The 14,383-nt window shown below is 65.8% G+C and carries 17 protein-coding genes and 1 tRNA gene; 6 read left to right on the top strand and 12 right to left on the bottom strand.

Annotated elements, in window-relative coordinates; genetic code table 11:
* Window positions 1-49 precede the first annotated feature (49 nt).
* Window positions 50-196: a hypothetical protein gene (locus OZN62_RS11265; RefSeq protein WP_269099829.1), complete on the bottom strand. Its 147-nt coding sequence runs from the start codon at window positions 194-196 to the stop codon at window positions 50-52.
* A gap of 346 nt (window positions 197-542) precedes the next feature.
* Window positions 543-618 (bottom strand) — tRNA-Trp (locus OZN62_RS11260).
* An 80-nt stretch (window positions 619-698) separates the two neighbouring features.
* Between OZN62_RS11260 and aat the strand changes: the two genes are divergently transcribed.
* A complete protein-coding gene (aat, locus tag OZN62_RS11255; protein WP_269099828.1) occupies window positions 699-1,421 on the top strand; it encodes a leucyl/phenylalanyl-tRNA--protein transferase in 723 nt (240 codons plus the stop codon).
* Here aat and OZN62_RS11250 read toward each other — a convergent pair.
* Genes OZN62_RS11250 through OZN62_RS11235 form a run of 4 tightly spaced genes read right to left on the bottom strand, consistent with a single transcriptional unit; the run spans window position 1,367 to window position 3,391 of the window.
* Window positions 1,367-1,879: a DUF2155 domain-containing protein gene (locus OZN62_RS11250; RefSeq protein WP_269099827.1), complete on the bottom strand. Its 513-nt coding sequence runs from the start codon at window positions 1,877-1,879 to the stop codon at window positions 1,367-1,369. The two genes, aat and OZN62_RS11250, sit on opposite strands and share 55 nt — an antisense overlap.
* Window positions 1,876-2,274 (bottom strand): NADH:ubiquinone oxidoreductase subunit NDUFA12, encoded by a 399-nt coding sequence (locus OZN62_RS11245; protein WP_269099826.1) that lies wholly within the window; start codon window positions 2,272-2,274, stop codon window positions 1,876-1,878. The genes OZN62_RS11250 and OZN62_RS11245 overlap by 4 nt, the downstream gene beginning before the upstream one ends.
* Window positions 2,275-2,313: 39 nt before the next feature.
* A complete protein-coding gene (locus OZN62_RS11240) occupies window positions 2,314-2,820 on the bottom strand; it encodes a DUF192 domain-containing protein (protein ID WP_442864374.1) in 507 nt (168 codons plus the stop codon).
* The gene (locus OZN62_RS11235; protein WP_269099823.1) at window positions 2,807-3,391 is read right to left on the bottom strand and encodes a regulatory protein RecX; all 585 of its coding nucleotides are present in this window, start codon (window positions 3,389-3,391) and stop codon (window positions 2,807-2,809) included. The genes OZN62_RS11240 and OZN62_RS11235 overlap by 14 nt, the downstream gene beginning before the upstream one ends.
* 132 nt (window positions 3,392-3,523) lie before the next feature.
* Between OZN62_RS11235 and OZN62_RS11230 the strand changes: the two genes are divergently transcribed.
* Window positions 3,524-5,251: a fatty acyl-AMP ligase gene (locus OZN62_RS11230; protein ID WP_269099821.1), complete on the top strand. Its 1,728-nt coding sequence runs from the start codon at window positions 3,524-3,526 to the stop codon at window positions 5,249-5,251.
* 4 nt (window positions 5,252-5,255) lie between these two features.
* On the opposite strand, the gene OZN62_RS11225 is transcribed toward OZN62_RS11230, so the two are convergent.
* Both OZN62_RS11225 and OZN62_RS11220 read right to left on the bottom strand, forming a co-directional pair.
* Window positions 5,256-5,651 (bottom strand): MAPEG family protein, encoded by a 396-nt coding sequence (locus OZN62_RS11225; protein WP_269099820.1) that lies wholly within the window; start codon window positions 5,649-5,651, stop codon window positions 5,256-5,258.
* A gap of 3 nt (window positions 5,652-5,654) precedes the next feature.
* Window positions 5,655-7,223 (bottom strand): TIGR00341 family protein, encoded by a 1,569-nt coding sequence (locus OZN62_RS11220; protein WP_269099819.1) that lies wholly within the window; start codon window positions 7,221-7,223, stop codon window positions 5,655-5,657.
* 111 nt (window positions 7,224-7,334) lie between these two features.
* Between OZN62_RS11220 and OZN62_RS11215 the strand changes: the two genes are divergently transcribed.
* The 3 genes from OZN62_RS11215 to OZN62_RS11205 are packed head-to-tail and all read left to right on the top strand — an operon-like array spanning window position 7,335 to window position 9,614.
* Window positions 7,335-8,543 carry a toxic anion resistance protein gene (locus tag OZN62_RS11215; protein WP_269099818.1) on the top strand — a complete coding sequence of 403 codons (1,209 nt, stop codon included), beginning with the start codon at window positions 7,335-7,337 and terminating at the stop codon, window positions 8,541-8,543.
* Window positions 8,544-8,553: 10 nt separating this feature from the next.
* A complete protein-coding gene (locus OZN62_RS11210; protein ID WP_269099816.1) occupies window positions 8,554-9,306 on the top strand; it encodes a hypothetical protein in 753 nt (250 codons plus the stop codon).
* Window positions 9,306-9,614: a polyhydroxyalkanoic acid system family protein gene (locus OZN62_RS11205; RefSeq protein ID WP_269099815.1), complete on the top strand. Its 309-nt coding sequence runs from the start codon at window positions 9,306-9,308 to the stop codon at window positions 9,612-9,614. The genes OZN62_RS11210 and OZN62_RS11205 overlap by 1 nt, the downstream gene beginning before the upstream one ends.
* Here the strand turns inward: OZN62_RS11205 and OZN62_RS11200 are convergent.
* A complete protein-coding gene (locus OZN62_RS11200) occupies window positions 9,611-10,069 on the bottom strand; it encodes a DUF2721 domain-containing protein (RefSeq protein ID WP_269099814.1) in 459 nt (152 codons plus the stop codon). The two genes, OZN62_RS11205 and OZN62_RS11200, sit on opposite strands and share 4 nt — an antisense overlap.
* A gap of 123 nt (window positions 10,070-10,192) precedes the next feature.
* Here OZN62_RS11200 and OZN62_RS11195 point away from each other — a divergent pair, with 123 nt between their 5' ends.
* A complete protein-coding gene (locus OZN62_RS11195; protein WP_269099812.1) occupies window positions 10,193-10,612 on the top strand; it encodes a response regulator in 420 nt (139 codons plus the stop codon).
* A gap of 3 nt (window positions 10,613-10,615) precedes the next feature.
* On the opposite strand, the gene OZN62_RS11190 is transcribed toward OZN62_RS11195, so the two are convergent.
* The 3 genes from OZN62_RS11190 to OZN62_RS11180 form a co-directional block, all read right to left on the bottom strand.
* Complete coding sequence (locus tag OZN62_RS11190) at window positions 10,616-11,650, bottom strand: mannose-1-phosphate guanylyltransferase (RefSeq protein WP_269099811.1); 1,035 nt, start codon at window positions 11,648-11,650, stop codon at window positions 10,616-10,618.
* Between the two features lie 65 nt (window positions 11,651-11,715).
* Window positions 11,716-12,450 carry a hypothetical protein gene (locus tag OZN62_RS11185; RefSeq protein WP_269099810.1) on the bottom strand — a complete coding sequence of 245 codons (735 nt, stop codon included), beginning with the start codon at window positions 12,448-12,450 and terminating at the stop codon, window positions 11,716-11,718.
* Window positions 12,451-12,490: 40 nt separating this feature from the next.
* Complete coding sequence (locus tag OZN62_RS11180; protein WP_269099809.1) at window positions 12,491-14,368, bottom strand: DUF3604 domain-containing protein; 1,878 nt, start codon at window positions 14,366-14,368, stop codon at window positions 12,491-12,493.
* Between the last annotated feature and the right edge of the window lie 15 nt (window positions 14,369-14,383).

Here is a 14,383-nt window from a genome sequence, read left to right as displayed (position 1 = left end):
GAGCGCCATCCCAGCGCTCCGGCCCTTTTTCGTGGTCGTGTCCAGCAGGCTAGCGGCGACCGAACAGCTTTTCGAGGAAGCTCGGCTCTTCCATCGGCAGGATCTTGCCGTGCGCCATTTCACGGAAGCTGGCGTCGGTATGGAAGCGCGGCGAGGTCCAGCTGTCGGGCCGGCTGCTGCGAAAGATTCTGGCCATGTCCAAGTCCTTTCTACACCGTCTGCGAGGCGAAACCCGTAATTCCCCCGAACGGTTCCCCGCACAGCGCCCGGGTCGGGCCGGAGCTATCGGGCAGAAAGTGCTGCCTCTGATGGCCCCACTCTGCCTGCATGCGCCTCAGATGCGAGTCGGGAGAAATGCGCAAGGGGTGCCGGCTGTGGAAATTAAGGATGGAGCCTTGTCGCCGCCACTCAGGTGTCGTGGCGACAATCGGTCTCGCCAGCGACCGCAAGGCCGAAAGGCCGCCCGCAGCGGCGCAGCTTGCTACGCGTCTGGCGAGGACGAAGCCGCGGATGCGGCGTCATGACACAATGGAAGGAAAAAATGGCAGGGGTGACAGGATTCGAACCCGTGGCCCTCGGTTTTGGAGACCGATGCTCTACCAGCTGAGCTACACCCCTGCACTGGGAATGGCGCCTCTATAGCGAAGGTTTGCCGATGGCAAGCGACGTAATGCGCAAGCTTTGCTAAAGGCCGGCGAATGCACGCGCCTGCCCCCAAGGTGATTCCCCCCGAAGTGCTGCTGCTGGCCTACCGCAGCGGCGTGTTTCCCATGGCGGATTCGCGCGAGGACGACGAGGTGTTCTGGGTGGAGCCTCGGAAACGGGCGGTGTTTCCGCTCGACGGCTTCCATTGCTCGCGCTCGCTGGCGAAGGTGCTGAAGCAGGATCGCTACCGGGTGACGGTGGATGCCGCCTTCCCGGCCGTGATCGAGGCATGTGCCCAGCCGCGTCCCGAACCGGGCACCGAAGCGGGACAGAGCGGCACCTGGATCAGCCACACGATCTCCGCCAGCTACCGCAACCTGCACCGCCACGGCCACGCCCATTCGGTCGAATGCTGGGCCCAAACCGATGACGGCGAGACGCTGGTGGGAGGCCTTTACGGCGTCGCCTTCGACCGCGCCTTCTGCGGCGAATCGATGTTCAGCCGCGCCGACAATGCCAGCAAGGTGGCGCTGGCCTGGCTGATCGTGCTGATGCGGCGGGCCGGCTACGTCCTGCTCGACTGCCAGTTCATGACCGAGCACCTGGCCTCGATGGGCGCGATCGAAGTCAGCCGCGACGAATACCAGGAATTGCTCGCCAAAGCCTGCGACGGAAAGCCGCTGTGCACACTGCCCGAAGCGCATGGCGCGCTGCTGGCGGCTCAGCCTTCCTCGCCGGGGAAGCTCATCGCGCAGTCCTTGACCCAGACGTCGTAGACGGGGTGCTCGACCACATTCAGGCTGGGGGAGTTCTTGAACATCCAGCCGGAGAAGATGCGCATCCACTGCGGGTCCGCATCGACGCTTTCGCGCTCGTTGACGAAGACCTGCACGAAGGCGCCGGTTTCCGCCGGACTTTCCCACGGGGCGGTGCGCTCGCAGGCGGCAAGGCGGACGATGATGTCATCCACGCGGCGCGATTCGCCGGGCGACATTTCGAGGTCGCGCGAGCGGTTGTTGCGCTTGTTGATGAGGCCGATGGTGGCCACGCGCTCTTCCATGGGCGTGCCCTGCCCCTGCACTTCGGACAGGTCGGGTAGCGGGTCGGACGCGAATTCTTCCGGAATCTCGGTTTCTTCGGCTTCCGGTTCCGGGGCGCCGCTGTTGCAGGCAGCCAACAGCAGGATGGGCGCCAGCAGCGCCGCGCCGGTGGTGACGGCGCGCAGCGGGCTCACGCGTCGGGCGTCCACGCTTCGTAGTCGCCGGTGGCCGGAGCGCGCTTGCCGCCGCGTTCCAGCGCACCCGCCGGCAGGTAACGAGCCTGCGTGCCGGTGGCATTGGGCGTGTAGTCGGCTTCCCAGATCTTCGGCGGGGCGAGGTGGCTTTCGGGCAGCTCGTCATAAGAACCGTGCAGCCAGCCATGCCATTCCGACGGCACGCGGCTTGCATCGTTGGGGCCGTTGTAGATCACCCAGCGGCGTTCGCGCCCGTCGCCGTGCTTCTGCTTGGAGCGGTAATACTTGTTGCCCTGCGCATCGGTGCCGACGTGCTCGCCCTTGCGCGAGGTCCACAGCATGGTGCCGATGGTGGCGCCGTCCCACCACGTGAAGATCTTGCCGAGAAAGTTCATGGCCGCGCCATTAGCGATTCTGCGTCCCCGCGCCAAGCTCTACCATTCGACCAGGTCGCCGGGGCCGATTCCCAGCTCTTCGGCACGGCCGCGATTGAGTTCCAGCACCCCAATCGAAGGTCCGTCGGAATAGACGCTGTTCTCATTGTAGGGGACGCCATTGGCAATGTTCAGGATGCGGTTGTCCGGACCAATGAAAATGATGTCGAGCGGCAGCACGGTATTGCGCATCCAGAAGCTGAGCGGTTCGGGCGGGTCGTAAGGGAAGATCATCCCCTCGTCCGGGCCCATCTCGGTGCGGAACATCAGCCCGCGCGCCTGCGCCTGGGGTGTATCGGCCACTTCCGAGGCGAAGACATGGCTGCCTTCATCGGTCTTGACGGTGACGGGGATGACCTGCAGGCCGGAAACCGGATGCACCGTGGCGGCCGCAGTCGTCGGCTCGGGCACGCGGTCGGCGGCCTGCGGCGAGCAGGCCGACACCACCACCGCCAGCGGGATAGCCCAGCAATTGAACGGCATCCTGAAATCGTCAAACATAGCCATCGCCACTTGCGTCCTCTGCCGCTTCATCGACCCATTGCTCCGCCGCCACCTCGTCCTCGCTATCGAGAACCGTGCGGACATGGTCGAACTTGTGGCCCGCACGCAGCATGGCTGCAATGTGTTTTTCGCGTTTCTCGGGCGGGACCTCGGCCACCGCGAAGGGACCGAAGCCGCGCTTGCGGGCCATGTGCAGTGCCGCCATGCGTGCGGCGTGTTCGCTGGGCGCCGCCTCCTCGGCCACCTGCCCGGAAATTCCGGCCTGCCCTAGCGCCTGCTTCACGCGTCTGCCGCCATAGCCGCGCCGCAGCAGGTCGCCCGCCTTGGCACGGGCATAGACCTCGTCATCGACATAGCCGCGTTCAACATACCGATTTACCAGGCTTTCGACGTCCGGTTCGTCCTCGCCGTCCCAGCCACGTTCGCGCAATTTGCGGTGCAGATAGCGCTCCAGCTTGGCCGCGCTGGTGGCGAAACGGGCAACATAGGCGAGCGCCAGATCGTTGAGTTGCGTGGAATCGAGCGGCTTTTTCGTCCGCTTTTCGCGTTTGCACTCTTGTCGATTGCCCTCCATCAGCCTTATTCGTGCCACACTTCCTGTCAAATGGGAAAGTTTCAAACGGTGCCGACCTCTAAACTCGGCGCCGTTTTTTGGATATGGGAGGCGCCGAAAGAGCGCGCGTAACAAGGGTACCCCATAACTTCTATGACCGAGCTTACTCCTACGCCCAACGACTGCCCGCTGCCGCGGCGCCGGTCGGACTTCGCCACGTTCAACGAGGCGATCGACTATGCCGCACGCAGCCAGAAGGGCATGAATTTCCACGACATGCGCGGCACGCTGGAACGCGTCTACACCTACACGCAAATGCGTGAGGATGCGCTGATCCACGCTCGCCGCCTGATCGGCATGGGCATCGAGAAGGGTGATCGCATCGCGCTCATCGCCGAAACCAGCCCGGAATTCACCGCCATGTTCTGCGCCTGCGTCTATTCCGGCGCATGGCCTGTGCCGCTGCCCCTGCCGACCACCTTCGGCGGCAAGGAGAGCTATATCGACCAGCTCGGCGTGCAACTTTCCAGCAGCGAACCCAGGCTGCTGCTCTATCCCGCTGAAATCGGCGAGATGGCCAAGGAAGCGGCTGATCGCCAGGGTTGCCAGGGGATGACCTGGGACGAGTTTGCCGCCCTGGATGCGCCCGATGTGGAACTGCCCGAGGCCGCCCCTGGCGATATCTGCTACCTGCAGTATTCCAGCGGCTCGACCCGTTTCCCCACCGGGGTTGCCGTCACCCACGAGGCGCTGCTGCACAACCTTTCCGGCCATGCCCGCTCCATGCACATGGAGGATAATGATCGCGGCGTGAGCTGGCTGCCATTCTACCACGACATGGGGCTGGTCGGCTGTTTCCTGTCGATGGTCGGCAACCAGATGAGCGCGGACTACCTGCGGACCGAGCATTTCGCCCGTCGCCCGCTGGCCTGGCTCGACCTGATCAGCCGCAACAAGGGCACGACGATCAGCTATTCGCCGACCTTCGGTTATGACATCTGCGCGCGCCGCATCTCCAGCCAGAGCCATGTCGCAGACCGGTTCGACCTGTCGCGCTGGCGGCTGGCCGGCAACGGCGCCGACATGATCCGGCCCGACGTGATGCAGCAGTTCGTCAACGCCTTTGCCGAAGCCGGCTTCAAGGCCAGCGCCTTCACGCCCAGCTATGGCCTTGCCGAAGCCACGCTCGCCGTGACGGTGATGCCGCCGGGCGAAGGCATTCGCGTGGAACTGGTTGAAGAGGAGCGCCTGTCGGGCACCCCGCGCGACCTGAAGCGCCCGGCCCGCTATCGGGCGATCGTCAACTGCGGCAAGCCGATGCCGGAAATCGATGTCGAGATCCGCGGCGAGAACGGCGAGGTCAAGGGCGACCACCAGATCGGCAAGGTCTGGTGCCGCGGCAAGAGCGTGATGCATTCCTACTTCCGCAACGAGGAAGCCACCAACGACTGCCTCGTCGACGGATGGCTGGACACGGGCGACATGGGCTACATGGCCGATGGCTACCTGTTCATCGTCGGCCGCGCGAAGGACATGATCATCATCAACGGCAAGAACCACTGGCCGCAGGACATCGAATGGGCGGTGGAACAGTTGCCGGGCTTCAACCATGGCGACATCGCCGCCTTCTCGGTGGAAACCGACAATGGCGAGGAAGCGCCTGCCGTGCTGGTGCATTGCCGCGTGTCGGACCCCGAGGAACGGGTCAGGCTGCGCGACCAGATCGCCGACAAGGTGCGTTCGGTCACCGGCATGAACTGCGTCGTCGAACTGGTGCCGCCGCGCACGCTGCCGCGCACGTCGTCGGGCAAGCTCAGCCGCGCCAAGGCGAAGAAGCTTTACCTGTCGGGCGAGATCGAGCCGTTCGAGCTGGCTGCCTGAGGCTTCAGTCGAGCAGCAGCACACCCAGCGCGTAGAGCAGCGCGACCAGCGCCACGGCCCACACGTAAGTGCGGATTTTCGGGATGCCCGCCCAGTACAGCGGCAGGTAGACCGCCCGCGCGCCCAGCCAGACCCAGGCGGCGATGGCGGTGAGTTCGGTGGCCTTGCCGGCCACCACCACCCCGCCCAGTGCGATGATGGCAAGTGGCAGCGTCTCGAGGAAGTTGCCGCGCGCGCGGTCCAGCCGGGCAGCGACGTCGTTCAACGGCGGCGTGTCCTCGTCACGCGCGCCCATGTTCCATTCGACGCCATATTGCTTCGTCTTGAAGTGGATGGCGGCGAAGACGTGCACCAGCAGCAAGACGCCGGCGAGTGCGAGGACGGTAAGCTCTGGCACCATGCGTTACTCCCCCGTCGACCAGGTGACCTGCACCGGGCCGTAGCCGGGCCCCGTCACAACTTCCTGCGCGGCGATGGAGTGCGTGGACAGCGCCACGCGGACCGCACCGACAGCGTCGGCCGGACCGGTGATCTGCAAGGGCATGCCCACGCGGGTCTGTGCCCATGCGATCAGGGCAACCGCCTGGCGCCCCTGCGCATTCATCACGAACGGCGGATCGGCCGCTTCTTCACCCTCGGCGGGTTGCGCGGCCTCGAAGCTGACGGCTGGCAGCGGACGCAGCGGCGGGGTGAGGCGAATATCCCATTCGGGCTCGGTCGCATCGATGCGCCGCTCCAGCTCGGCATAGGCATAAAGCGTCGCGCCATCGAGCGGGCGCGCGGTGACCAGCGCGCGGCGGCGTTCGCGGTCGACCGTGACGGCTTCGGTCGGCACGCCGGCCAGCAATGCCAGCCGTTCGGCGATATCCTCCGCCTGGGCCAGCGCTGCGGCTTCCTGCGCGCGGGCACGAGCCAGCTGCGCCTCTTCCTGCGCCTGCGCACTGGTGCCGACGCGCAGCTGCGTCAACGAGACTTCCACCGGACGGCCGAGTTGGCGCGTCATCCGCTCTGCCGCGCGGCGCTCTGCATCGCCCACGATCTGCGGTGTCAGTACCGTGGCGGTCACGCGCATCGGGCTGGTGTCGAAACTCGGCTCCAGTTGCGAGATGGTGGCGCGCCTGTCGAACACCTCGATCACCACGTTGTTCGCCTGCCGGGTGGCCTGCGTTTCCCAGACGATCTGCCGCAGCGACAGGAACAAGGGGATCGCCAGCACCACGAAGGCGACGAAGATCAGGATGCCCTGCACCTGCGTCTGCTTTTCCGAAAGGCTGGTGGAGAAGCCGTAGATACGCGCCATGGCGGTGGCCGTCAGCGCAATCGCGGTAAGGTTGGTGATGAACAGGAACAGGCTGCCCCAGAACACCGTGCCGTTCAGCGTGGCGAGGCCGAAGCCGACCACCGCCAGCGGCGGCATCAAGGCGGTGGCGATCGCCACGCCGACGATGGTGCCCTCGCGCCCGCGGATCATCGCATAGGCGCCGGCGACCGAGGAGAAGAACGCGACCGCGAGGTCGAACAGGGTGGGCCGGGTACGCGCGGCGATCTCTGCCGTGATCGTCTGCAACGGCGAGAGGGCCACCACCAGCGCGGTGAACAGGATAGCGAACAGCACCCCCACGGCAAGCGACTTGCCCGACTGGCGGAGCCAGCGATAATCCCCCACCGCCAGGGCGAAGCCGACGCCCATGATCGGGTCCATCAGCGGGGACAGCAGCATGGCGCCGATCACCACCGCCGCCGATCCCTGCAACAGTCCCAGCACCGCGATGCCGGCCGACATACACACCATCAGCAGGTAGCGGGCCGACAGTTCGCACTCCGCCCGGCGCTTCTCGATCACGGCGACCTGGTCCACCGTGCTCATCACGTCCTTGCGCCACCAGTCGCGGAAGGTCGTCAGAACATTTCGAAATCCGTCTGCCGCCTGGGTGGCAGCCGTGTTGGAAGCGGTATTGGGTTCTGTTTGCATTGCCGGGCAATATCGCAGAAACACTCCGGCACAAAACTTGAAACATGTGTCTTGTATGACTAATACAGTACATCCACGCCCGAGGTGAGGCAGAGAGGGAACACAAGCCGCATGGCCACGACCAACGAGACGAAGACCGCGACCGACATCGACCTGGAGCTGACGCCGCCCGAACCGGTGCCCGTTGTCGCGCCCGAAAAGGCTGCCGGCCTGGTGCCCGTGAGCGAGGAAAAGAAGAGCGCGCTACAGGAAAAGGTTGACGGTTTCGTCGACGAACTGATCGCGCTGGACGCCAACTCGCCCGACTTCGGCAAGAAGGTGGACCAGATCACCAACATGGGCCGCAAGGAAATCATGGCGGCCTCGGCCATGTCCAACCGCTTCCTCGATCGCCCGGTGCGCGCCATGGACCAGGAAAGCGGCGTGGGCGCCGACCTCGTCGAGCTGCGCCGCACGGTCGAAGACCTCGATCCCGGCCGCAAGGGCAAGCTGACCGGCCGCAAGCTGTTCGGCATCATTCCCTTCGGCAACAAGCTGAAGAACTACTTCGACAGCTACACCTCGGCCCAGGGCCACATCCAGTCGATCCTCGCCCGCCTTTCCAGCGGCAAGGACGAGCTGCTGATGGACAATGCCGCCATCGACGTCGAACGGCAGAAGCTGTGGGAGGCGATGGGCAACCTGGAGCAGATGATCCACATCGCCCGCACACTGGACGGTGAATTGGAAGAGAAGGCCGCCGAGCTGGATTCGAGCGATCCGGAAAAGGCCAAGGCCATCCGCGAGACCGCGCTGTTCTATGTCCGCCAGCGCACGCAGGACCTGCTGACGCAGATGGCGGTCTCGGTACAGGGCTACCTCGCGCTGGACCTGGTGAAGAAGAACAACGTCGAGCTGGTGAAGGGCGTGGACCGCGCCAGCACCACCACCGTCGGCGCGCTGCGCACGGCCGTTACCGTGGCGCAGGCGATGACCAACCAGCGCCTGGTGCTGGGCCAGATCACCGCGCTCAACGAGACGACCGCCGGGATCATCGATTCCACCAGCACCCTGCTGCGCGACAACACCAGCAAGATCCACGAGCAGGCCGCGTCCAGCACCATCCCGATGGAAACGCTGCAGCGCGCCTTCCAGAACATCTACGACACCATGGACGAGGTGGACCAGTTCAAGATCCGCGCGCTCGACTCCATGAAGCAGACGGTGGAAGTGCTTTCCACCGAGGTCGAGAAGTCCAAGGGCTACATCGCCCGCGCCGAGGGGCAGGCGCAGGCGGCCAAGCAGGTCAACGACAGCAGCCTGCTGAGCCTGGAAGGATAGCCCAACGCCGATGGCAGACAGCACACACCAGTCCGATGCAATCCTGGAGGCGGCGGGCCGCAGCCTGCAGATGAACCGCGAAGGCGGCTATCACCGTCGCGGCGGTTTCCAGGCGCAGGGCTCGAAACGCATCAAGCGCAATCACTTGACGAAGAAGCTCGTCCAGCTTGCCATGGGCATCGTCGGCGTTTTCGTCGCCATGGGCGTGGCCGGCGCAATCCTCAACGGCATCGGCTTCTGGGGAGTGATGATCAGCGCGGTGGCGATTGCCCTGCTGGCGACCATCATCCTGAAGCAGAAGGTGAAGCTGCCGCAACGCCACGATCTGGTGCAGACCACGGACGCCAAGCAACTGGTCGCCCGCACCGAGCTGTGGCTGGAAAGCCAGCGCCCCGCCCTGCCCCCGCCCGCCGTTTCGCTGGTGGACCAGATCGGCGTACAGCTAGACGGACTCGGTCAGCAGCTTGAACATGTCGATCCGGCGCATCCGGCAGCTGCCGAAACGCGCAAGCTGGTGGGTGAGCACCTGCCCGAGATGATCGACAGCTATTGCAAGATTCCGCGCCACCTGCGCGGCGAGGAACGCGCCGGGGCCACCCCCGATGCGCAGCTGGTCGACAGCCTCGGCAAGATCAGCAAGGAAATCGACAGCGTCACGCGGCAACTGGCCGAAGGTTCGCTGGATGACCTCGCCATCCGCAACCGTTACCTCGACTACAAGTACGGCAACACCCAGCTGCCCGCGCCGGGCGAGAACGCCTGATGGATATCGAGATCCCGCATAACCTTGGCCGCGAGGAAGTCCGTCGCCGGCTGGCCGAGAACAGCCACAGGATCGGCGACAACATTCCCGGCGGCATGGCGCAGGTCGACACCAGCTGGCCGAGCGAGAACCGCATGGCCATGGCCATTTCCGCAATGGGGCAGAGCCTGACCGGACATATCGACGTGGAGGACGACAAGGTCGTGTTTCACATGATCCTGCCGCCCGCGCTCGGTTTCCTCTCCCCGATCGTCGAAGGCGCGATCCGCGACCAGGGCGAACGCCTGCTGGAACCGCCGAAGGACTAGAGCTTGCGGTCTTCCTCGAGGAAAGCCGTGGGGATGCGCAGCGCCTCTGCCGCTTCGCGCGTTTCCTTCAGGAACAGGATCAGCGCCCACATCAGCAGCGCGATGGCGAGGATGAAGGTGCCCGCCACGAGGAAGCCGATTTCGAGGCTGGCGAACTCCTCGATGAACAGCAGCACCACCGTCAGGCCGATGCTGAGCGAGGACAGCACCAGCAGCAGGATCGCCCGCCCGATCAGCCCGATGCGCTCGTCCGCCGTGCGCATCTCGCGGACGATCTCGTCATGCTCCTTGCCCTCGGTGCGGCCATGCCGTTCCAGCAGCACGCGCGAGCGATCCACGATCCGGCCCAGCCGGGTGCTGAGGATGTTCATGATGCTGCCGATCGCCACCAGCAGGAACACCGGCGTCAGGGCCAGCTGGATCGTCTGCGCAATCATCGCGCCAAATTCTGTCATAAGCTATTCTCGTTTCGGGCAGACTTGGGGAACGCTTTCGCCTCTCGTCGCTTGATGATCAACACAGTACAGCAAATTCGGCCCGTGCCGTTACATTTGCCTGGCAGCGGGGGTTTGCCGATAGTGGCCAGCAGCGATATCGATCCGACTAGCGGAGCCCGGGACGTCGCCGGCTCGGCAAGCCCTAACGGCGTGCTGCTGGTGGAAGACAGCATGATCATCGCCATGGATGCCGAGGAAATGCTGCGGCAGATCGGCTTTGCCAAGGTCGCCATCGCCGGTTCGGTCGATGGGGCCATGGCGGAGCTCGACGCCAACACGCCACTGTTCGCAATGCTTGATTTCAACCTTGGCGATTCAACCTCGGAAGAAGTTGCCGAGCGGCTGTCCGCAGAGGGCGTGCCCTTCTGGTTCGTGACCGGTTACGGCGAGGCGGTGAAGCAATTGTCGGACACCATGGCGCGCGGCGTCTTGCAGAAGCCCTACACCAGGCAGGATATCGAAGCCCTGGTTGCCAGCCTGAACGGCGCGGCGAACACCTGACAGTTACTGCTTGCTGGCACCGTCCAGCTTGCCGACCAGTTGCGCGCCTTCCATCGTGGTGACCAGCACCTCGTCACCGTCGACGACGATGGCGACGTCTTCGAGCCCGATGGCAGAGACGCGCGGCCCGTCGCTATCGACCAGCACGTTGCGGCAATCGATCAGTTCGACGCGGCCCTGGGTGCGGTTGCCAGCCGCGTCACCCGGGCGCGCGTCACGCAAGGCCTGCCAGCTGCCGATGTCGGACCAGCCCATGGCGACGGGCACCATGGCTGCCTGCCTGGTTTCCTCCATCACCGCGTAGTCGACCGATTCCCCGGCGATCTGCCCGAAGGTCGCGGTCTCCGGGTGGAAGCGGATCCCGTCCTCGCTTCCCGCCTCGACGGAGCGCTTGACCGCAGCGGCCATTTCGGGCCGGTGCCGTTCCAGTTCTGTCATGAAGGCTCCCGCGCGGAAGGCGAAGATTCCGCCGTTCCAGCTGAAGTCGCCCGCCGCGAGGAAGGCGGTGGCGCGTTCAAGGTCCGGTTTCTCGACGAACTCCGCGACGTCGAAGCCGCCGGAAATTGCCGCTCCGCGGCGGATGTAGCCATAGCCCGTCTCGGGATGCGTGGGCGTGATGCCGAAAGCGACCATCTTGTCCTGCCGCGCAAGGCTCGCTGCCGCTTCGATCGCCGCGTGGAATGCCGGCACGTCGGCAATGTGGTGATCGCTGGGGCAGACCAGCATCACCGCGTCCTCCGGAAGCCGGGCCGCCGCCAGCGCGATGGCCGGCGCGGTGTTCTTCGCCGCCGGCTCGACGATGATGGAGGCGCCCTCCACCTTGCCGAGCTGCGCCTCGACATGCGGTAGGTGCGCCGCTCCGGTCACGATCGTTGGCGGGGCAAACTTCGCCGCATCCGCCGTGCGCGCCAGCGTCGCTTCGAACAGCGTGCGCTCGCCGACCAGCGGCAGGAAAGGCTTGGGCTTGATCTTCCGGCTTCGCGGCCACAGGCGCGTGCCGCTGCCGCCGCAAAGGATCACGGGATGTATCAATGTCATGGGGCCACCTTCAGCATCGCCGTCTGCGTTGCAAGGCGATTGTTGCATGGCCTTGGCGCAAATTTCTAACTTCGCGCCCTGAAATCAACGCGATAGCCGTAGCGCGCCTCTACCGGTGTGCCCTCCGCGGTGCGTGCCGGATTGAAGCGGATACGCTCGATTACCAGCGGGCAGACCCGCGCCGTGGTGGCTGCATCGACTTGCGAACTGGCGACCGTGCAATCGCGCGCACGACCATCGGTGGTGACGGTGAAATGCACGGTCACCGACTTGCCCAGCCGCGTTGCCCGGCCACCTTCGGGCACGGGGAAATCGCGCGCCTCATTCAACTCGCCCGAGCGGACCGAGGGGCCGACCGCCACGGCGCCGCCCTGGCCTTGTCCGCGCCTGCCGCTGCCCGTGCCATCGCCAGTGCCGCCGGCCCCGGTGCCCTCGCCCTGGTCCGTTGCCCCCGAGGCATTGGCGGTGCCGGTCGATGCGGCTCGCGGTGCAGGCGTGGGGCGCGGGATCGGCTGTTCGGGCGCCGCCACCTCACGCGCTACCGCATCCCTGCCGGCCTCGGCCGCGGCACCCTCGTCCGGCTGCGGCGGCGACATGCTCGGCTCGGTGTCGGGTTCCTCGTAGGTCGATACCGTCACCGTGATCAGCGAGGTCGCTTCCTCGATCACGCTGGCGGTGAAATCGGGCGCCAGCAGCCGCGCCAGGCCATAGAGCGCCGCGAGATGCAGCAGCGCCAGCAGCACGATGAGCTTCCAGCTCAGCTTGCGCCGCCTGGCCAGGAAACCGCCTTCGCTCGTCACTCGTCTACCTCATGCAGCCGCGCTGCAGGGGGTGCAGCGCTCAGGGCCTATACCAGACGGGCGAGGACCATGCGCGTTCCTGAATGGTGGGCGGAATGTCGATGCTGGCCGGGTCCAGTCCCAGCGCCAGTGCGTCGAACAGGTGATGCCGCGGCGTCGGGATTTCCAGCACGCGCACGTAGTAGAAGGCGGCCTGCGACGCGTCGAAATCGGGATCGGTCCAAACCGTCGCCAGTTCGCCCGCGCCGATGGAATTGGTGTAGCGCGCCGTACGCAGGTCCACCGTGTTGCCCACCGCCGGCAGCGTGCCGTTGGCGCGCAGCGAGCGGTTGCCCGACCAGGAGACCTCGTAGATGCGCTCGTGCGTCTCGCCGTTGGCGTCGATCCAGCCCTTCACCACCTGCACCCGGTCGAGGTTCGCGCCTTCCGGATCGCGCGCAGCCTGGATCATGAAGCTCGGCGCGCGGCCAGTGGTTGGCGCCAGCGTGCCGCCCATCGGCACACCGCGGGCATAGCCTTGTGCCGCCCAGTCGCCGCGAGCCATGTCGGCATCGGTGAAGTCGTAACCGGCGAACAGCCGCACCCGTATGCGCGGGCCGCTGGTGCCGTAGACCTCGCGGCGGCGGAAGGCCTCGAGCAGGGCCTGCCGGTCGTTGCGGTCGGCCCAGACCCCGGCCAGCCCGCTGGCGGACATCTGCGCGGCCGGGAAGATGATCTGCACCGCGTCCTCGCCCAGGCGATCTCGCGGCAGGTAATCCTCGCCCAGCTTGCCGTAGAATTTGCTCTCTTCCAGGCTGGCGAAACCGGTGTGGCTGTCGGATGCGCCGATCATGCCGTACTGGAACGGATTGACGCCCAGCCGCGCCTGTTCGGCGAGCCCCAGCAGCAGCGCGCCGCGCACGTAGGAGCCTTGCTGCGCCTCGGTCGGCACCCCGGTCAGCAGCATGTTGCGCAACTCGAAATCGGCGAATTCGTCGCGCGGGCTGAGTTCGGGATGGGTTTCCGACGTGCCTTTGTACTGCGTCACTTCCACCACCGTCTCCCAGCGGTTGCGCAAGCTGGCGTAGGCGGCATCGAAGCCATTGCCCTCGGCGTCGGTCAGCTCGAACATGCGCCCGTCGGAGAGGTTGGAGTTATGCGGGATGGCGACGAAATCCGCGCCGGTGCGGGCGTGGGTTTCCTCGAAGAAGTCGTATAGGTCCTCCGGCCCGTCGGCCTGGTAGTTGGCGAAGGGCAGGAACTGGCGCGCCACGTCGGCACCGGCATTGGTGAAGACCACGCGGTGCATGTTCCGCAGTTGCGGGGCAAAGGTCCATTCCCAGCCGATGAGCGCGGTGAATACGCCCGGCTCGTTGAAGCGTTCGGCGGCGGCGATCTGCCCTTCCCAGGCCCCGCGCATCACGGCGTCTGAACGCAGGTCGCGCTGGAACTGCGCGCGCTCCTCCTCGGTCAGGTTGCTCTGGCCCATGGCCGCGACGGTCAGCGCGCGGCCACCTTCCTCGTCGAACAGCTGCCGCAGGCGCTGGGCAATCGGATACTGCATGATCGCCGGGTCGTTGGCGGCGATGCGGCTGGAGATCGACAGGCCGACGGCGTGGTCCGCCATCACCATGAAATCGAGCGGACGGTCGATCTGCGCCCGCTGGCCGGTGCGCGGGAAGATCACCGGCTCGCCGCGGGCGAAGCGATAGGCGGTGTCGATGTCGGCATTCGCCAGGCCGGAGCTGAAGGCATCGATCGAGTTGATCGAATGGACGTGGGTGTCGCCCCACAGCAGCAGGCGATCGTCCTGCGGCGCAGGTGCGCGCTCGGTCTCTGCAACTTCGGCAACCTGTGCGGGTGCGGGATCGGTGGCGGTTTCGGCGCAGGCGGCCAGCGCCACCAGCGACACGGCTGCTGCAACTGTGCGGATCGTCATGAAATTCCCCTCGCT

This window comes from Aurantiacibacter sp. MUD11 (assembly GCF_026967575.1).
Lineage (GTDB): Bacteria > Pseudomonadota > Alphaproteobacteria > Sphingomonadales > Sphingomonadaceae > Alteraurantiacibacter.
The sequence above is the reverse complement of the archived record's forward strand: the minus strand, read 5'-3'. Positions and strand labels throughout refer to the sequence as shown.